Here is a 20,210-nt window from a genome sequence, read left to right on the forward strand (position 1 = left end):
TTTAAAAAATAAACAACTATGGATTTGGTTGCTTAGTTACAATGTTTATTTGTTAAAAGTAATGATCAGCTATAGGCAATAATTTTTTTATATGACGTTAAGAGCTGTAAATATAACAACAAAGAATTCATAAATGCAAAAAAAAGGTTAAAATTTTCATTAAAAAATAATAATAAGATCAAATGTGCATTGCTGAAACCGATATAGTATCTTTGCGAAAAGCTATAAAAAAGGAAAAATAAAATTGAGTACGGAAACAGTAGATATAAAAAAAAACATCCTTATCCAGGGTGCAAAACTTCACAATCTTAAAGATATTTCGGTAGCAATACCGCGCAATAAATTAGTAGTTGTAACGGGACTTTCCGGTAGCGGAAAATCAAGTTTGGCGTTTGACACACTTTATGCCGAAGGCCAACGCCGCTATGTTGAAAGCCTTTCCAGCTATGCTCGCCAATTTTTGGGAAGACTGGATAAACCTAAAGTAGATTCCATAAAAGGAATTGCTCCCGCTATTGCAATCGAGCAAAAAGTAAATTCAACAAACCCACGTTCCACTGTTGGAACTTCCACTGAAATTTATGATTATCTGAAATTGCTTTATACTCGAATAGGGAAAACAATTTCTCCTATTTCCCAAAAAGAAGTTAAAAAAGACACTACCACAGATGTTATAAATTTCATAAAAAATTTTGGTGAAAATGAAAAATTGCTGCTCCTCGCCCCAATTTTTTTAGAGGAAGGACGCACGATGGAAAATAAAATCCAAGCGTTGGCACAACAAGGTTATTCCAGAATTAAGGTGAAAGGTGAAGTTATTCGTATTGATGAGCTGGACGAAAAAACGTTTCCTAAAAAAGTAGATTTGGTCATTGACCGAATCATTACTAAAAACGATGAAGATTTTTACAATCGTTTGGCAGATGCAATTGAAATAGCATTTTTTGAGGGCAAAGGTGAGTTATATATTGAGGAAATTTCATCAAATAAAGTTACGGAATTCAACAATCGTTTTGAAGCCGATGGAATGGTCTTTATGGAACCAAACGTCCATCTTTTCAGTTTTAACAACCCATACGGCGCTTGTCCCACTTGTGAAGGCTACGGTGACGTTATTGGCATTGACGAAGATTTGGTTATTCCAAATACTTCGCTTTCAATCTTTGAAAATGCAATATTTCCATGGCGAGGGGAAAGCATGAGTTGGTATCGCGATCAATTGGTGAACAATGCTTATAAATTTGACTTTCCCATCCACAAACCTTGGTTTCAGCTTACAGATCAGCAAAAACAATTGGTCTGGGATGGCAATAAATATTTTGAAGGATTAAACTCGTTCTTTTCATTTTTGGAATCTAAAAGCTATAAAATCCAAAATAGAGTGATGCTTTCGCGCTACAGAGGAAAAACAAAATGCACAACCTGTAAGGGAAAAAGATTACGCCCCGAAGCTGGATATGTAAAAATAAACAGTACCGCAATTCAGGAATTGGTGGAACTTCCTTTAGATAAAACCGCGATATTCTTTAAAAATTTAGAATTGTCTGAATTTGAAGAAAAAGTTGCAAAACGATTACTACTAGAAATAAACAATCGTCTTCGCTTTTTGCAGGATGTTGGTTTAGGTTATCTAACATTGAATCGAAAGTCAAATACACTTTCGGGTGGAGAATCACAGCGTATCAATCTTGCTACCTCTTTGGGAAGCAGTCTTGTTGGTTCAATGTATATTTTGGACGAACCCAGTATTGGGCTTCATCCAAAAGACACGGAAAGGCTTATCGTTGTTCTAAAATCCCTTCGTGATTTGGGCAATACCGTGATTGTTGTGGAACACGATGAGGATATTATGAAAGCTGCCGATGAAATTATAGACATCGGCCCCGAAGCCGGAACCTTTGGCGGTGAAGTGGTTGCGCAAGGAAACTATGCTGAAATTTTAAAATCAGATTCGTTGACTGCGAAATATTTAAATGGAGAAATGGAAATTGAAGTTCCAAAAAAACGACGTACTTCAAAAAACAAAATCACAATTAGTGGTGCGCGCCAAAACAATCTGAAAAATATAGACGTTACATTTCCTTTGAATATTTTCACAGCTGTTACTGGCGTTTCCGGTAGCGGGAAAAGTACCTTAGTGAAGAAAATTCTTTATCCAGCTTTGCTTCGTGAAATTGGCGGTTATGGTGAAAAACCTGGTCAGTTTTCAGAAATAAAAGGTGATTTTGGTACAATAAAAAGTATCGAATTTATTGACCAAAACCCAATTGGCCGCTCCAGCCGAAGCAATCCCGTAACCTATATTAAGGCTTATGATGATATTCGCAATCTGTATGCCTCGCAGAAACTTTCGGACATCCGTGGGTACAAAGCAAAACATTTCAGTTTCAACGTTGATGGCGGCCGTTGCGAAACCTGCAAAGGCGAAGGCGAAGTAACTATCGAGATGCAATTTATGGCAGATGTACATTTGCTCTGCGACACCTGTAATGGCAAACGTTTCAAAAAAGAGGTGTTGGAAGTAACTTTTCAAGGTAAAAATATTGATGACATTCTTACGATGACCGTTGATGACGCTGTTACTTTTTTTGGAGAGAACAAACAAGATAAAATTTCAGCAAAACTCCAGCCTTTACAAGATGTGGGGCTTGGCTATGTACAGCTGGGCCAAAGCTCCTCTACCCTTTCTGGTGGTGAGGCGCAGCGAATTAAGCTCGCTTCGTTTTTGGTTAAAGGAACTTCAAAAGAAAAAACTGTTTTCATTTTTGACGAACCCACCACGGGACTTCATTTTCACGATATAAAAAAACTGTTGGCTTCCTTTTATGCTTTGTTAGATAGAGGGCATACGGTGATTGTAGTGGAGCATAATATTGATTTAATTAAATGCGCAGACCACATAATAGATTTAGGACCTGAAGGTGGTGAAAACGGTGGAAAAATTGTTGCTGAGGGAACTCCGGAAGAAGTCGCAAAGAACAAGAAATCCTTTACTGCGGAATATTTGAAAGAGAAAATTTAGTATATTCATAAGCCTTTCTAACCAATCTGAATATGAAAACATTTCTACTCATACTTTGCATTTTATATTCCATTACTTCTTTTTCACAGCCCTATCTTCCTATGTTGGAAGAAGGAAATGTTTGGAATGTTGAATATCATTCAATAGATGGCGATATAATTGCGCATCCAGTTGAAATTATAGGAGAAATAGAAATAAATGGAAAAATATATAAAGAAGTAAACTTTGAATATAGTGGAGGAGTTTGTAATTGGAGAGAAGAAAATGGAATAATATATGGATTAAACACCTCCAATGAGGAAGTTATTCAATATAATTTCAATCTAGAATTGGGAGATATATTTGAGTTTGGGTATGAGTCTTGTGGTTATTCCACACAATGCGGTGATGCGGGTATTGAATTTCAGGTAACATCGGTTGAAACTCAATTTATTGCAGGAGAAAACAGAAAAGTTATAGAATTAAAAGATGACGTAAATTTTCCAAACTATATAAAATATTGGATTGAAGGAATAGGTTCGTTAAATGGTGTTGACCCACACGAGGAATTTATAGATGTAGGAACCACATTATTGGTATGTTTTACAAAAGATAACATAACTACTTTTTTTAATGGAGCTACAACTTGTGATAGAGTAATACTTGGAACAAATGATTTTGATTACAAGAATGTAATTTTATATCCCAATCCCGTAACAACAACATCAAAATTATATCTAACTGAAAATGCGAGGATAGACAAAATTATCATTTACGATGTTTCAGGAAGAATTCTAAAAAATGAAACTATAGTAAATAATGATTATTCAATAAATAATGCAGAATTTAAATCTGGAATTTACTTATACCAATTATTTTCAAAAGAAAAAATGGTGAAAACCGATAAGTTTTTAGTGAATTGATTTTCGTTAAATAGAATATTTTTGGCACACTAATTGAAATCAAAATAACAGAAAATAAGACTTTTAGTTTTTTTGGTTGGTTAGTTTTTTAAAATCCGTTGAAATGATAAAACACTTCAGCGGATTTTTTATTTAAATGCTTCAAAATATCTTTTCTTTTTTTCAAACTTCAAAAACATTACTGAAAATCAATGATTTAAAATTTTGGCACGGTCGTTGGTTATTTGTAAGCGTACTCAGCAAACCAAAAGACCAAAGCAAGTACAAACCTTAAATTTTTGAAACTTATGAAAAATCTAGCGCTAATATTCAGTATCATTTTGATGGGATTTTCAGCAAATGCAACTTCCACCGAAAATGAAAACAATTACCGAAGAGGTTATGACGGAAACGCATACATCTTTGTAGAAGGAGATATTGAATTCTCCGTTTTCCCCGATGGGCAGTTTGACTTTGTATATGTTGGGCCACAAAAAGGCTCAAGTGTTACTATCAATACTCCCAATGTCAATATAAGTTTCAATTCTGGTTATGATTATGAAGCATACGTACAGTATGATGATTACGGCGCGGTTATTCAAGTTGAAAATGTTCCTATTTATTATGACGAATATGGTCGTATTGCTCAAGCGGGAAATGTTGACATTCAATATAATGACAGAAGAATTGTTCGCGTTGGTGGCCTTCACGTAGTTTATAATAACTACGGTTATTTTTCGCATGTTACTGGTGTAATAAATATTTATAACCCTTATTACGTTTATCGCCCTTGGCACGTTTATTATGTTAGACCAATATACAGTCACTGTGTAGTTTATGATATGCCTTACAGAAGATATTACAGCCCTGTTAGATATAGCTATCACGATCACGTAGTGTATTACAAAAACAGAAAACATGTAGCCTATCATAATAGTAGAAGAGATTTTTATCGTCCAGGAAGCCGTGTTTATGACAAAAAAGGAAGGTCTTCATTGAATAAAGATTATAATCCAAATAGAAGAAATACAATGGTTGCTTCAAATAACAGTCGCAACAATAGCTCAATCCGAAGTAATAAAACACAAGCTAATAACTCAAGAAGTAATACTGTTTCAAGAAACAGCAGCACTGATAGTAAAGGAGCCGGAAATGTTGTTAGAAGTACAAAAACTACTAGAAATAACTCAGGAAATGTTAGCCGAAACAACACAGTTACCTCGCGAAGCAATACTGCTACAAGAGTAAATAGCAATAACACGAAAAGGAATGTTGAAAGGAGCAATTCTCAAAATACCGTAAAAAATACAAGAAATGCGAATACAACTCGGTCAACAAATACTCGAAATGTATCAGCTGACAGAACTGTTCAAAAACAACAAACGAGAACTGCTTCATCGAACAACAGAAGTAGTTCAGTAACAAGAAGCAAAACACAAACTCCCAAAAGAGAAACTGCGAGCCGTAGTACAGTAAATAAATCCAGCGCTCCTTCACGAAGCAGTTCAAAAGCGAACACTTCTTCAAGAGGCACTTCTTCTAGAGAAGTTAGCAAAAGAGGAAGAGGATAAAGATAGTTTTTTGGTTGGTTGGTTAAACCTCCGTGATTCGCCACTGGCGGAGATCGGGGGTTTACTTTTTTAAATTCAGAATTAAAGAAGCCATTTGTTTCGTCAGTTCCCTCCTGCTATATTTTTCAATTCCTTCGGAAGCAATCCCTAAATTTCCACTTTTGAATGCTGCATACAATTGCAAAATTTCAGCTTTCAATTCATCATCATCCCAATAACTAAAGAATTTTCCAGATTTGGTTTCAGTAATAATTCCTTCAATATCGCTTTCTTTTGGACCCATCGCAATTATAGGCCGTTTGGAAGCCAAATATTCAAATAATTTTCCCGGAATTATCGCACGGGTTTCAGCACTGTTTATCTCAACCAAAAGCAGTACTTGACTTTGATGTTGCATTTTTAAAGCTTCGGAATGCGAAACATAACCCAAAAATTCACAATTTTCCAATAGCTTAAAACTTTCAAGGCTTTGCTTCACTTCTACGCTTAAGGCTCCAGCAAATTTCAATTGTAAATCCTTTTTGAAAGAAGAATTTTCTTTGCAAATCTCTGCAAGCATTTTCCATAAAACTTCTGGATTGCGTTCGCTTAAAAGTGAGCCAATATGTGAAATTGAAAAAGTTGAATCCATTTCAAATTCAATTTTTTCCGAAATATCAAAACCATTTGTAATAACTTCAATTGGAGTTTCGGTAATCATCTCGAACTCCTTTTTCGTTGTTGGGCTGGTAACGGTAATAATATCTGCTGATTTCAAAACCAAAGCCTCCAATTCTTTATGTTTCCGTTCCGAGGTTTTATTCAATCGAAGGGATTTGTGGTAGTGAATCGTCGTCCACGGATCGCGAAAATCTGCAATCCATTTTACTTTCAACTCTTTTTTAAGTTGCATACCTATAAGGTGAAGGCTGTGCGGCGGACCGGTTGTTATTATAACATCTACATTATTTTCAGCAATATATTTTGAAAGAAATTCAACCGAAGGTTTCACCCAACCAACGCGCGCATCGGGTATAAAAAAGTTTCCACGAACGTAAAGCATCAACTTTTCCATTGCGGAAATTTCCTTCTTTGAAATAATACCGCTGCTAATCTGCTTCGTTTTCTTTTTTGAAAAAAGCTTCGCGAATCGATACGGCTCGTTGATTGGCTGTTTTATAATTTCAATGTCCGAAGGAATTTCAGAAGAAAAATTGGCATCCACCAAAGGATAATTTGGGTTTTCGGGCGCATAAACAATTGGCTCTACGCCAAATTCCCGAAAATACTTTACAAACTTTAACCATCGCTGTACGCCCGGGCCGCCTGCTGGAGTCCAATAGTATGTGATGATTAGGGCGCGTTTCATATTTAGTTATACGTTATTGAGTTATTATATGAATGGTTTATGATAAATTCTTAATAAAGCGAACAGCCTAAATAACTTTATAACTCAGTAACAAAGTAACATTTAATAAAATATTGGCCTAAGCTGATTCTCCCCCATCTTTCTTTCTAAAGGCAAAATACAAGCCGCTCAATAATATTAAAAGAAAAACTATGCTACTCGCCAGTGAAATGGTGCTTCCCGTTTGAATAACTTTCGGTTCAAATATGAATTCAATTTTATTGTTTCCGGGAGGAATTACCATCGCTCTCAACAAGTAATCTGCCCTAAAATATTCAACAGGTTTACCATTTATGTATGCGTTCCACCCTTTTGGGTAATACACTTCAGAAAAAATTGCCAACTGTGGCGATTTTGTGGAGGTTTCATAAACCAATTTATTCGGTTGATGACTAAAAAGTTCAATAGTCGCAGTGCTATCCCTTTCAATTTTTTGACTCGGGATTTTTGAAAGAAATTCTTTATTTACAACCGCAGTCTTTTTGGTGTCTAAACTATCCAAAAGTTGAATTTCCTCATTTGCATTTTCTGCTGGAAGTACATTCTCAACAAACCAAGCGTCGCCATTTGCATACGGATTGCGTTGTGCTACGGGTCCGCCATTTTTAGTTTGGGTTATGATGTAACGAACATTCATCATATTCAAAATTCCAATATTTCCTTTTGAAATATAGAATTCAAATAAATCCTGCATTCTGCCCGGTTTCGCGGCGTGATAACCGCCCAAAGCATTGTGATAATAACTTGCGCGACCACTGTTAAAAGCATTTGTAGTGGCGTCATAAACACGGTAATGGCCATCATCTTTCAAAATTTGTTCGTCTGCACCATTCTTTTGAAATGGTTCATCAACCAATTTTGCTTGTACAAAATCATCTTCGTTTACATATCTTCTGTCAACGTCCACCAAATCTATAATCATCAAAACGGAAAGGCCTGCAATGGCAAAGCCTTTTTTCAGTTTTCCTTTCATAAAAAACCAAAGAACAGCCGCTGTCAAAATCACAAAAATCAAAGAGCGAATTGCATCGGAAGTGAAAAGTGAAATTCTATCCTCGCGAATTGCTTCCAAAAACGGAAGTCCCATTTCATCTCTAAAATAGCTATCATACGGACTTGCAAAATCAAACAATACTGTTTTAAAAAGAATAAAGATCAAAGTAATTCCGCCAACAATTCCAGTTGACCAAAGCAATGCTTTTTTCTTTTTTTCTTCCTTTTCAAAATGGCTGAAAAACTGATGTAGCCCAACTATAGCGAGAATTGGCAGAATCAATTCAATGATAACTTGGATTGAAGAAACTGCCCGGAATTTGTTGTACATCGGCACATAATCGATAAAAAATTCAGTAAGACCTCCGAAGTTTTTTCCCCACGACAAAAGCAATGTCAAAACAAAGGCCGAAACCGCCCACCATTTTAATCTTCCGCGAAGTAAAAACAGAGCTAAAACTGCAAGAAATATAATGATTGCGCCAATATAAGCAGGTGCCCCCACAAAAGATTGGTCTCCCCAATACAACGGTATTTGGTTTAAAACCTGATTTGCTTCCTGTGAAGAAGCGCCCATTCGCATTAAACTTTCAACGGTTTTTGAATCTTTTGGAAACGCTTCGGTGGAGCTACCGCCCATAAAACGCGGAATAAATAGGTTGAAGCTTTCCAGCTTTCCGTAGCTATATTCGGTGATGTAATCAAAATCAAGCCCTGTTTTGTTGTCCTTTGGCGTACCGTCTGCATTGATGGTCAATTCGGTTTTTCCGCGGGTTGAAGTGTCTGCATATTCCTTGGTTGCCAAAATATTCGTAGCATTTAAACCTATGGAAATAATTACCGCACCTATCATTATACACACCGCTTTGAAATAGTGGGGCAACATTTTTTTCTTAAAAGCATCAATTAAATAAACGATGCCGATGATTATCACCAAAAGCATCAAATAATACGTCATTTGAAAGTGGTTTGCGACCAATTCCAAAGCCATGGAAACTGTGAGCAATAAAAATCCCCAAAGATATTTTCCTTGGAAGGTGAGAAATATTCCACTTAAAACAAAGGGCATATAAGCTATGGCGTGGGCTTTTGCGTTGTGGCCAACGCCCAAAATAATGATTAAATACGTCGAAAACCCAAATGCCAAAGCACCGAGAAAAGCGAGTTTATAATCAACTTTCAGCACCAAAAAAAGTATGTACATTCCTATAAAATATAGGAAAAGATAATCTGCTGGACGCGGCAAAAAACGAATGGCGAGATCGAGTTGTTTTATGTAATTGTTTGGATATTTTGCACCCAGCTGATAGGTTGGCATTCCGCCGAAAGCCCCATCAGTCCAATAGGTTTCCTCTCCCGTAGTTTTTCTGAAATCGTTTTGCTGTTTTGCCATTCCGGAATATTGTACAATATCACTTTGGAATATTTTTTTCCCTTGCAAAACCGGGTTGAAATAAGCCAAGGAGGCAACGATAAACAAAACGAAAACAACTAAATGGGGAAGGAATTTTTTATAGTTGGGCTGCATAATTTGGCTTGTAAATATGAAGTGGGGAAATTAGCAAAAATATGGTAGAAAAAAAGGATTGAAAGTTGGAAGTTGGTGGAAATGGAAGGTGTAAAATATATTATTGAGAAATTTTTTTAATTTCCCGCTTCACACTTCAAGCGTTATTCAACCTCTTCAAAATCCACATATTCCCCAACTTTTTTACTGTTTCGGGAATTTGGGGAAGGATTTTTATCAATGGTTATACTTCCCTCTTTTTCGCGTTGGGTATTTATATTTGCATTGTTTCCGAAGAACTGTTCAAACTGCTGCCCAGCTTTTTTCGAAATATAGCGCATTAAATAAGGGGTTGCGAGTCTAAAGAGAAACTTTACCCCAAAATATACCAGAAGAACAATTAATATCGTTTTTAGGAATGTCATCATAACTGTAAAATTCTTTTCAAAAATAAGGATTGATGCAGAAAAAGACGAATATTGACTATTAAATAAATGGTAAAATCTTATATCTTTGAACTAAACCCAACTTTCCATGAATATCAAACTTCCCTTTCTATTTCTGCTGAGTTTCATAACTTTTTCAAATGTTTCGGCACAATATACCGAAATGATAAACACCAACCGTCCGGGCGGTTCGCAGGGCGCATTTTCCGTAGGAACAAACGTGCTTCAATTTGAATCCGGAATAAGCTACGGAAAGGAAAAACACGAACTTTTAAAAACCGAAACCAACGGACTTGCAATAGATTATTCTGTTCGCTATGGTTTTTGGAAAGAACGACTGGAGGTAAGCCTTATGGGCGAATACCAATCAAACAAGGTTACTGATAATCGCTCTGCCGTTTCACGCGAATACAGTCTTTCAAATTTTAAAAGCAATACGCTAGGCGCAAAATACTTGATTTATGACCCCTACAGAAAACGTGATTTGGAGGGCCCAAATCTTTACAGTTGGAAGGCGAATAACAAAACACAATGGGCAGATTTAATTCCGGCAATTTCAATATACGCAGGGGCTAATTTTGATTTTGCAGACAATCCGTTTACACCCGAAGCTGAGAGTAAAATAAGCCCGAAATTGGTGCTTTCCACCCAAAATAATTTTATTGGCGGCTGGGTTTTTGTAACAAATATTATTGTTGACCGCGTCACAACGGATTTCCCAACATATGGCTATATTTTAACGCTAACCCATGCAACCAATCGTTATTTCTCAGTTTTTCTAGAAAATCAAGGCTTGAAAAGTGATTTCTATTCAGATCAGTTAATTCGTGGCGGGGCTGCTGCATTGGTCAATGGAAACTTACAAGTTGATCTTTCACTTACCTATAGTTTTAAGGACACTCCATCAAAATTTTATGGTCGGGCCGGAGTCGCTTACCGTTTTGACATGCACGACAAAGATGAATATTTGGAAGACAAGGCAAATAAAGAAGAAAAATTAAAAGAAGAAAAAAACAAAAAGCAAGAGCGTCAAGACGAATTGAATTTAGATGAAGACGACGGCGAATAAAAAGATTTTTTTGATATGATTGAAGTAAAACAACTAACCTCCAAAAGTGATCTTAAAAAATTCGTCACTTTTCCCTTTAAGCTCTACAAAGACAGTAAATACTGGGTTCCATCTTTGATAAAGGATGAAATGGAAACTTTGGATACTGCAAAAAATCCGGTTTTCAAAAATGCCGAAGCTTGGTATTATTTGGCTTATAAAAATAATGAAGTAGTTGGCCGGATTGCCGTTATTCTGAACCATTTGGAAGTAAACGAACAGGGAAAGAAAAAAATCCGTTTCGGGTGGCTGGATATGGTGGATGATATTGAAATTACCAAAGCCCTGCTTGAAAAAGCTTATGAAAAAGGCCGAGAACACAACCTAGAATATGCCGAAGGCCCCGTTGGCTTCAGCAATATGGAAAAAGCGGGAATCCTCACCATGGGTTTTGAGGAAATGAATACCATGATTACTTGGTACCACTATCCGTATTACGCTGAACATTTGGAAAAACTTGGTTATGAAAAACAGGCAACTTGGGTTGAATACACGCTAAAAATTCCCGAAGCTATCTTTGAGAAAGTTGCAAAGTTTTCAAAAATTGTTCGGGAGCGGTATAAACTTTCCGTGATTCGTTTTAAGGATAAAAAGGAGATTTTACCCTATGTTGATGATATGTTTGGCCTGCTGAACAAAACATACAATACGCTACAAACTTTCGTGCCCATCCAGCAATATCAAATAGATTATTACAAAAAGAAATATTTCAGCTTTATTCACCCAGATTACATTTGCTGCATAAAGGACGAAACAGGAAAATTGATTGCTTTTTCAATCGTGATGCCTTCCTTTTCAAAAGCATTGAAAAAAGCGAACGGAAAATTGTTTCCATTTGGCTGGAATTACATTCTTCAAGCCCAGAAAAAGAACGACACTGCCGCTTTCTATTTAATAGGAATTGACCCAGAATATCAAGGAAAAGGGGTTACCGCGATTATTTTTGAAGAAATGCAACACCTCTTCAATTCCAAAGGAATCCAGACGGTTGAAACAAATCCTGAATTAAAAGAAAATACTGCCGTGCAATTGCTTTGGAAGGATTATAATCCTGTGCAACATAAGGAGCGGAGTACTTTTAGGAAGACTTTGTAATAATTTTTTTAGAAGTAGGGTTTTTGTAAGAATTTATATGTTATATAAGGATGTGACCTGCTGGCTTTATTCCGTTCGTTCAATTTTTGTCCCAATTGCTTTGTCAATTCCGCTTAAAGAACTGTTTTCTGCTAAATTCAATTCCGAAAGTATTTTATCCAAAGTTGGTCGGCAGTAATCAATTCCATTGTCATATCTGATACAATTCAAGCAAACACTTTTGTTAACCAGTACATAATTTTGAATTATAATTAAATCTCCACCAACATTGGGCTTGACGCAACTTGAACGAACTTTAGTTAAATATGAAGATTCTTTGCAAAATTCTAAATCATTTATATTGTAAATCTCAAAATCAATTGAAGGTGTCCAAGGTTTTCCGTATATTTTTTGACTTTTTTTATCATTAATTGATTCAGTTCTCCAAAATTTAATTTTAGCAACTGGTTTTATAGAGTCATTTGGTTTCTCAAATTCATAATCAATTGAGTAAGTCCAAAATTTCAGGCTATCTGTTTGAATTGAGTTTTTTATCGGATAATATTCTTTTTCATAATCAAATTTTTTTTCGATTTGTTGGCTAAAAATCAAAAAACTTAAGAATAAAATAATTATTGTAAATATGTACTTCATTTTTTTCAGCTTGCAGGTAACGCCTTATATAATAACTTTTATTGGTGTTATGCCGCATATAAGTCAGGATATAATAACTTTCTTATTACTGTTATCCCGTAAAGTTAATCAAAAACACCAAATGGTTATTCCAAAAAAATAAGGCACAAAAAAATCCACCCAAAAAAAGGTGGATTTTTTAATATCATAAGATTCCGCCTGCGCGGGAATTTGTTTAAATCTTCTCTCCCATCGCCTCAGCAACAGCCGCAGAAAGACGTTTGTAGGTTCCATTCTCCAAGCGCTCGCGGATAGATGAAAATGCCTCCAAAGTCTCTTCAATATCTTCCATTGTGTGTGAAGCCGTTGGAATCATTCTTAAAAGAATCAATCCTTTCGGGATTACTGGATACACAACGATTGAACAGAAAATTCCATGGTTTTCACGAAGGTCTTTTACAAGCGCCATCGCTTCTGGAATGCTTCCTTTTAAATATACTGGCGTAACGCAGCTTTGGGTAGTTCCTATATCAAAACCTCTCTTTTTCAATCCACCTTGTAGTGCATTTACGTTTTCCCAAAGTTTTTCTTTTAGCTCGGGCATTGTGCGAAGCATATCCAAGCGCTTCAAAGCACCTTCTACCAAAACCATTTGTAAGGATTTCGCAAACATTTGTGAGCGCAAATTGTATTTAAGGTAATTCATTATTTCCTCATCACCTGCAATAAAAGCTCCGGTACTTGCCATAGATTTTGCGAAAGTTGCAAAATAAACGTCAATTCCATCCTGAACTCCTTGCTCCTCGCCTGCTCCAGCACCAGTTTTACCTAGTGTTCCAAAACCGTGGGCATCATCAACAAAAAAGCGGAAATTGTATTTTTTCTTAAGTGCTATAATTTCTTTTAGTTTCCCTTGTTCACCGCGCATTCCAAAAACACCTTCAGAAATAAGAAGAATTCCGCCGCCAGTTTTTTCCGCAACTTTAGTAGCACGTTGTAGGTTTTTTTCGATACTCTCCATATCGTTGTGCTTATACGTAAAACGTTGCCCTAAATGAAGGCGAACGCCGTCAATAATACAAGCGTGGGCATCAACATCATAAACAATCACATCATCTTTTGAAACGAGTGCGTCAATGGTTGAAACCATTCCTTGATACCCGAAATTCAACAAATAAGCTGCTTCTTTATTTACAAATGCTGCAAGTTCGCGTTGAAGTTGTTCGTGAAGATCTGTGTGGCCACTCATCATTCTCGCACCCATTGGATAGGCTGAGCCCCATTTTACAGCGGCTTCACCATCTACTTTTCTAACTTCCGGGTGGTTGGCAAGACCTAAATAATCATTAATACTCCAAGTAATTACTTCCTTGCCCTTGAATTTCATTCTATTGGAAATTGGACCTTCCAATTTTGGGAAAACAAAGTAGCCTTCCGCTTGTTCAGCCCATTTTCCCAACGGACCTTTATCTTTATAGATTTTATCGAATAAATCTTTCATTAAATCTTTAGTTAAAAATTTGGGACAAAATTAATTAAATTAAAATTAGATTTTAGATTTTAGACGTTAGATTTTAGATTACATCTTTTCTAAATGAAAAAATCCCGAGAGAACAAAGTCAGTCGGGATTTTTAATATTTCTATTTTTTTATATTTAGTAACTCGTATTTCTTACTTCGTACTTTATTTCACATATTCAATCTTGTGAATTTCAGCAGTTTCAGAATCAAAGAAACCTTGCTGGTTCATCCATTCATCATTATAAATTTTACTCATATAACGCGAACCGTGGTCTGGGAAGATAACAACAATGTTGCTGTTTTCATCAAACTCACCTTCTTCTTCAAGTTGTTTTAAACCCTGCATTGCCGCACCACTTGTGTACCCCACGAAAAGACCTTCGGTTTTTGCAAGTTCGCGCGCTGTGTGTGCACTAGATTCGTCAGTTACTTTTTCAAATTTGTCAATAATATTGAAATCTGTAGCAGTTGGAATTAAATTTTTACCCAAACCTTCAATGCGGTAAGGATAGATTTCATTGGCGTCAAATTCCTTTGTTTGGTGGTATTTCTGAAGAACCGAGCCATAAGCATCAATCCCGATAACTTTTATATTTGGGTTTTGTTCCTTTAAAAAACGGGCCGTTCCAGAAATTGTTCCTCCGGTTCCACTACACGCTACTAAATGTGTAATTTTTCCAGCAGTCTGTTCCCAGATTTCAGGACCAGTTGTTTGGTAATGTGCATCAATGTTCAATTCATTAAAATATTGATTGATGTAAACCGAGCCTTTAATTTCGCTGTGAAGTTTTTTTGCAACTTCGTAATAGGAACGCGGATCGTCAGCGCTAACGTGGGCCGGACACACATAAACTTTGGCGCCCATTGTTTTCAGCATATCAATCTTATCTGCCGAAGATTTTGAGCTTACCGCCAAAATACATTCATAACCCTTAATGATGCTCACCATTGCAATACTGAAACCTGTATTTCCACTTGTGGTTTCAATAATGGTATCACCTGGTTTAAGAATGCCTTTTCTTTCGGCTTCTTCAATAATATAAAGTGCAATTCGATCCTTGGTAGAATGTCCCGGGTTGAATGCTTCAACCTTTGCGAAATAATTACCCTTCATCTTTTGGGTAATTTTGTTAAGCTTTATTAACGGTGTGTTGCCTATTAGTTCCAACACATTATTATAGGCTTTTATTTCTTCTTTCATAAAGAGGGAGTTCGTTATAAAAAATACTCAGTGCGAAAACTGAAATTTTAAACCGTACAAAGGTAAGGAAATATTTTTATTACTCATTAATTCCTTCCAAATCCAATAAAAAGGCATAATCCATCGCAACTTCCTTCAACGCTTCAAAACGCCCGGAAGCCCCGCCGTGGCCTGCATCCATATTGGTTTGCAACAATAAAATATTATTGTCGGTTTTTAAATCCCGAAGTTTGGCAACCCATTTTGCTGGTTCCCAATATTGCACTTGGCTATCGTGCAATCCCGTTGTTACAAGCATATTTGGGTATGTTTTTGCCTCCACATTATCATATGGTGAATAACTTTTAATATAATTATAATATTCGGCTTCGTTTGGATTTCCCCATTCGTCATATTCTCCAGTTGTAAGTGGAATAGAATCGTCCAGCATTGTGGTAACAACATCCACAAATGGTACCGAAGCAATTACACCATGGTATAATTCCGGAGCCATATTGGTAATCGCGCCCATTAAAAGTCCGCCTGCGGAACCACCCGAAGCGTAAAGATGTTCTTTTGAAGTATAGCCTTCGGAAATCAAATATTTTGAAGCATCAATAAAATCTGTAAAAGTGTTTTTCTTTTTCAGCAGTTTTCCGTCTTCATACCACTGCCGCCCCATATATTCCCCACCGCGGATGTGTGCAATTACATAAATAAATCCGCGATCCAAAAGACTTAAGCGTACCGTTGAAAAATAGGGATCCATCGTGGCTCCGTACGAACCGTAACCATAAATAAGCAACGGATTCTTCCCATCTTTTTTAATGCCTTTTCTGTAGATAACCGACATTGGGATTTTTGTTCCGTCTTCCGCAGTTGCCCATAAACGCTCAGTTTCATAATTGTCTTTATCAAACTTTCCGCCCAAAACTTCAGTTTCCTTCAAAACCGTTTTTGCTTTGGTTTCCATGTTGAAATCGATAACGGAAGCTGGTGTATTCAAAGAGTTGTAGCCGTAACGAAGTATTTTCGTGTCAAACTCCGGGTTTTGGGTAGTGAAAGCCGTATAGGTTTCATTATCAAAAGGAAGGTAATAATCCTCCTTGCCATCCCACTTTTTTATACGGATTTTGGTGAGTCCATTATTTCGTTCGCTCACTACCAAATAATCCTTAAAAATATCAATATCCTCCACCAAAACATCATTTCTGTGCGGGATCATATCAACCCAATTTTCTTTGGAAGTTTTGTCTTCCGAAGTTTTCATCAGTTTAAAATTGAGCGCTTTGTCCTTATTGGTCAACACATACCAATTGTTGCCATAATGCGAAATGCTGTACTCCAACCCTCTTTCGCGCGGTTGAAATATTTTAAATTCGCCCATCGGGTTATCCGCATCCAAAACCCTGTATTCTGAAGTAAGTGTGCTGTAACAACCGATCACTATATATTTTTTCGATTTCGTTTTATAAACATAAGTTCCAAAAGTTTCATCCTCTTCAGTAAAAACGAGTTCGTCCGTAATTGGGTCGGTGCCCATAGTATGCCTGTAAATTCTATCGGCACGCAATGTTTTTTCATCTTTACGTGTGTAAAAAAGGGTTTTGTTGTCGCTGCCCCAAGTTGCACTTCCCGTTGTCAGCGGAATTCTTTCGGGATAGATTTCGCCAGTTTTTAGGTTTTTTATGAAAATATCATACTTTCTTCTGCTTAACGTATCTACGCCAAAAGAAACGAGATTGTTATCCTCAGAAACATTTAAGCCGTTAAGATTGTAATAGGAATGGCCTTTCGCCATTTCGTTTACATCAAAAAGAATTTCTTCCGAAGCCTCCAAAGAACCTTTTTTTCGTGTGTAGATTGGATAATCCTTGCCAGTTTCAAAGCGGGTTATGTAATAATATCCGTTCAATTTGTACGGAACAGATTCATCATCCTCCTTTATGCGAGCCTTCATTTCCTCAAAAAGATCTTCTTTGAACTTTTTGGTATGCTCAGTCATTGCTTCGTAATATTTGTTTTCGTCCTTCAAATAATCAATGACCTTTTCATCTTCGGGATTGTTTAACCAGTAATAATTATCTACACGAACATCGCCATGGGCTTTTAATTCCTTGGCAATTTTTTCGGCTTTGGGGGGAGTAATTTTCATAATTTCCGTTGAAGTTTCCTGCGCATTTATTGAAGCGGCAAAAGTAAGGCTTGCAAATGAAACAAATACAAATTTTTTCATAATTGAAATTGGTTAAAAAGTTATACAAAGTAGTAAATTTGTAGCAAACTAAAACGAAAAAACATGTTTGGAGATTTAATGGGAATGATGGGCAAACTGAAAGAAACCCAAGAAAAAGTTGAAGCCACCAAAAAGCGCTTAGACACCGTATTAATTGACGAAAGCAGCAGCGATGGACTTTTAAAAATAACACTTACCGCAAATAGAAAAATAAAATCTATTGAAATAGACGAGCGTCTGCTGGAGGACAAAGAGCAATTGGAAGATTATTTAATACTTACTTTGAATAAAGCAATCGAAAAAGCCACAAACGTAAACGAAACTGAAATTGCTGCCGTTGCCAAAGAAGGAATGCCGAACATTCCGGGGATGGATATGTTTAAGTAAACGAATGCTAAAATTTTTATAAAAGCTTTGGCTAGCTTTTAAAACTTGTTGTTTTTCACGATATTGGGCGTTCAAGTATTCATTAATTCTTAAACACCTAATTATGTTTGAACTTAAAAAAAGCGGTGATAAATTTCACTTTACCTTAAAAGCGGCCAACGGACAAGTAATTCTTTCTAGCCAGATGTATGCCTCAAAAGCTTCCGCAATGAACGGGATTGAATCTGTTCAAAAAAACTGTGGAAAAGACGAAAGCTTTGAAATGAAAACTGCAAAAAACGGTAAAATTCATTTTAACATTAAGGCCAGCAATGGGCAAATTATTGGCAGTAGCCAAATGTATGCTGCCGAGAGCGGTGCCAAAAACGGAATTGAATCCGTGAGAAAAAATGCTCCTGGAGCATCCGTAAAAGAAGTTGAGTAAATTATATTTTGCCGCGAATCCACGAAAATTTTAAGTAAACATTCGTGAATTCGCGGCTATTTTTTTCACAGCTATTTATAGTTTTTCAGAATCTCCAAAAACTTTTCGTGCATTTCATCGGTATAATCCAGATGTGTAACAATCCGAAGTTTTCCCTGCCCCATTCCACTTATTTTTATATTCTTCTGAAGCAGATCCTGCATAAATTTTTCTTCAGAAATTCCTTCCGATAGGTAGAAAATAACAATGTTTGTTTCTGTAGGTTCCACCTTTTTCACAAAAGGTTGTTTTGAAAGTATTTCTGCAATTTCAGAAGCTTTTTTATGATCTTCCGCCAAACGTTGCACGTGGTTGTCCAACGCATAAATACCCGCAGCGGCCATAAAACCGATCTGTCGCATCCCGCCGCCCAAAACTTTACGTACGCGCATGGCCTTTTGCATAATTTCTTTTTTTCCAATCAAAACACTCCCCATTGGCGTTCCCAAACCTTTGCTCAAACAAACGGAAATAGTGTCGAAAATCTTTCCATAATTTTTCGGGTCTTCTTTTTTTGCAACGAGTGCGTTCCAAATTCGCGCGCCGTCAAGATGAAGCCCTAATCCGTGTTTATCACATATCTTTCGAATATTTTCAATTTCAGAAAAATCATAACACGCTCCGCCGCCTTTGTTGGTAGTGTTTTCAAGGCAAACCAAACTAGTTAAAGGACTGTGGTAAAAATCCGGTGGATTGATGTTTTCCTCAACCTGCGCAACGGTAATCATTCCCCTATTTCCATCCAAAAGTTTGCACGAAACCCCACTATTGAACGAAACACCGCCACCTTCATAATTATAAACATGGGCCCATTTATCGGCAATCAACTGTTCACCAGGCTGGGTGTGCATTTTTATGGCTGCTTGGTTTGCCATACTTCCCGTGGGAAAAAACAGTGCTGTATCCATTCCGAACATATCTGCTAATTTCTGTTCCAGCCTGTTGGTCGTGGGATCCTCTTTATAAACATCGTCGCCCACTTCAGCAGTTATGATTGCTTGCATCATTGCCTGGGTAGGCTTAGTTACCGTATCACTTCTTAAATCTATAATCATTTTATATTTTTAATCTTCGCGAAAAAACTTTCCGCTTTCCTCAAAATTCTTTACTAGCTCTGAAATTTCCTTGTCCAACGAAACCAATTCAAGTGAATTATTGTGTTCCGCATTCACATTTTTATATTTTGAATCATTGCTCAAATCAAACTCCTTAAAACTTTTTTCAAACGCATCTCTTCCAAAGACAAATTTGTACTCTTTGTGGCAAGAACTTACAAACATATTTCCGAAGGCATTGTTATCCACTTTTTCACCTTCATAGGGCTTAACTTCCTCGGTTTTTAAAGCTTCTTTATTTTTTAATATTTTTGACATTTCCTTGCTGATTCCCACAGATATAGGCTTAAAACTTCCACAATTGTCAAATTTTTGAAGTTTCATGATTTTATCGTCTTCTTTCCAAAAAACATACACCGAATAATAAGTGGAAGTTGACGTACAAAGTTTTCCGTCGGGCAGGGTAAACATTTGTATATTTCCTTCGCAATAGTCCTTTCGGTAAAACCGCTCGGGATTTGCCTGCAATTCCAGCTCTGCCATTTTTTGGGAAACCAGGTTGTCAACAAAAGCTTCATCGTTTTGGGCGAACCCAATACTTGCTATCATTAAAATGAAAAGAAAAAATATATTTTTCATAGGAAGTTATTTTATTGCAAATTTAAAATTTGGAAAGCTTGTTTTCAAAAAGTATAAAATTAGCCGAAAAATACTTTCCGCTCACGAAGTTAATAGTATTTTTGAAA

Annotated in this window: 16 protein-coding genes; 7 read left to right on the forward strand and 9 right to left on the reverse strand. The window is 36.5% G+C overall.

All coding sequences use genetic code 11. The annotated features are described in order from the left end of the window. The first annotated feature begins 244 nt into the window (after positions 1-244). The 3 genes from uvrA to A7A78_RS01295 all read left to right on the forward strand — a co-directional run bounded on the left by uvrA (position 245) and on the right by A7A78_RS01295 (position 5,474). On the forward strand, positions 245-3,022 hold the full coding sequence (gene uvrA, locus A7A78_RS01285; protein ID WP_068760452.1) for an excinuclease ABC subunit UvrA: 2,778 nt from the start codon (positions 245-247) through the stop codon (positions 3,020-3,022). A gap of 32 nt (positions 3,023-3,054) precedes the next feature. After that, the gene (locus tag A7A78_RS01290) at positions 3,055-3,924 is read left to right on the forward strand and encodes a T9SS type A sorting domain-containing protein (protein WP_094745993.1); all 870 of its coding nucleotides are present in this window, start codon (positions 3,055-3,057) and stop codon (positions 3,922-3,924) included. Between the two features lie 287 nt (positions 3,925-4,211). Next, on the forward strand, positions 4,212-5,474 hold the full coding sequence (locus A7A78_RS01295) for a hypothetical protein (RefSeq protein ID WP_068760455.1): 1,263 nt from the start codon (positions 4,212-4,214) through the stop codon (positions 5,472-5,474). A gap of 61 nt (positions 5,475-5,535) precedes the next feature. On the opposite strand, the gene A7A78_RS01300 is transcribed toward A7A78_RS01295, so the two are convergent. The 3 genes from A7A78_RS01300 to A7A78_RS01310 all read right to left on the reverse strand — a co-directional run bounded on the left by A7A78_RS01300 (position 5,536) and on the right by A7A78_RS01310 (position 9,789). Continuing rightward, the gene (locus tag A7A78_RS01300) at positions 5,536-6,822 is read right to left on the reverse strand and encodes a glycosyltransferase family 4 protein (protein ID WP_068760457.1); all 1,287 of its coding nucleotides are present in this window, start codon (positions 6,820-6,822) and stop codon (positions 5,536-5,538) included. Positions 6,823-6,940: 118 nt separating this feature from the next. Next, positions 6,941-9,382, reverse strand: a complete 2,442-nt coding sequence (locus A7A78_RS01305) for a YfhO family protein (protein WP_068760459.1) — start codon at positions 9,380-9,382, stop codon at positions 6,941-6,943. A 143-nt stretch (positions 9,383-9,525) separates the two neighbouring features. Then, a complete protein-coding gene (locus A7A78_RS01310; RefSeq protein WP_242649238.1) occupies positions 9,526-9,789 on the reverse strand; it encodes a DUF4834 family protein in 264 nt (87 codons plus the stop codon). 106 nt (positions 9,790-9,895) lie between these two features. On the opposite strand from A7A78_RS01310, the gene A7A78_RS01315 reads away from it, so the two are divergent. Next, positions 9,896-10,876, forward strand: coding sequence for a transporter (locus A7A78_RS01315; RefSeq protein WP_068760463.1), 981 nt, complete (start codon positions 9,896-9,898; stop codon positions 10,874-10,876). 15 nt (positions 10,877-10,891) lie between these two features. Further along, a complete protein-coding gene (locus A7A78_RS01320; RefSeq protein ID WP_068760465.1) occupies positions 10,892-12,010 on the forward strand; it encodes a GNAT family N-acetyltransferase in 1,119 nt (372 codons plus the stop codon). A 66-nt stretch (positions 12,011-12,076) separates the two neighbouring features. Here A7A78_RS01320 and A7A78_RS01325 read toward each other — a convergent pair whose 3' ends face one another. From A7A78_RS01325 to A7A78_RS01340, 4 genes are all read right to left on the reverse strand, one after another. Beyond that, positions 12,077-12,643 carry a hypothetical protein gene (locus A7A78_RS01325; RefSeq protein ID WP_131811081.1) on the reverse strand — a complete coding sequence of 189 codons (567 nt, stop codon included), beginning with the start codon at positions 12,641-12,643 and terminating at the stop codon, positions 12,077-12,079. A 214-nt stretch (positions 12,644-12,857) separates the two neighbouring features. After that, the gene (gene capB, locus A7A78_RS01330) at positions 12,858-14,123 is read right to left on the reverse strand and encodes a cysteate-C-fatty acyltransferase (RefSeq protein WP_068760468.1); all 1,266 of its coding nucleotides are present in this window, start codon (positions 14,121-14,123) and stop codon (positions 12,858-12,860) included. A gap of 183 nt (positions 14,124-14,306) precedes the next feature. Then, positions 14,307-15,344, reverse strand: coding sequence for a cysteate synthase (gene capA / locus A7A78_RS01335; protein WP_068760470.1), 1,038 nt, complete (start codon positions 15,342-15,344; stop codon positions 14,307-14,309). Positions 15,345-15,423: 79 nt separating this feature from the next. Next, positions 15,424-17,559 (reverse strand): S9 family peptidase, encoded by a 2,136-nt coding sequence (locus A7A78_RS01340; RefSeq protein WP_068760472.1) that lies wholly within the window; start codon positions 17,557-17,559, stop codon positions 15,424-15,426. Between the two features lie 63 nt (positions 17,560-17,622). Between A7A78_RS01340 and A7A78_RS01345 the strand changes: the two genes are divergently transcribed. Continuing rightward, entirely contained in the window at positions 17,623-17,946 is a 324-nt protein-coding gene (locus A7A78_RS01345; RefSeq protein ID WP_068760474.1) for a YbaB/EbfC family nucleoid-associated protein, read from the forward strand. A 103-nt stretch (positions 17,947-18,049) separates the two neighbouring features. Beyond that, positions 18,050-18,370, forward strand: a complete 321-nt coding sequence (locus A7A78_RS01350) for a YegP family protein (RefSeq protein ID WP_068760476.1) — start codon at positions 18,050-18,052, stop codon at positions 18,368-18,370. A gap of 71 nt (positions 18,371-18,441) precedes the next feature. Here the strand turns inward: A7A78_RS01350 and A7A78_RS01355 are convergent, their stop codons facing one another. Next, entirely contained in the window at positions 18,442-19,464 is a 1,023-nt protein-coding gene (locus A7A78_RS01355) for a threonine aldolase family protein (protein WP_068760478.1), read from the reverse strand. Between the two features lie 9 nt (positions 19,465-19,473). Beyond that, positions 19,474-20,103: a hypothetical protein gene (locus A7A78_RS01360; protein WP_068760480.1), complete on the reverse strand. Its 630-nt coding sequence runs from the start codon at positions 20,101-20,103 to the stop codon at positions 19,474-19,476. Positions 20,104-20,210 lie beyond the last annotated feature (107 nt).

The sequence above is a fragment of the Aequorivita soesokkakensis genome (genome assembly GCF_001641085.1).
Lineage (GTDB): Bacteria > Bacteroidota > Bacteroidia > Flavobacteriales > Flavobacteriaceae > Aequorivita > Aequorivita soesokkakensis.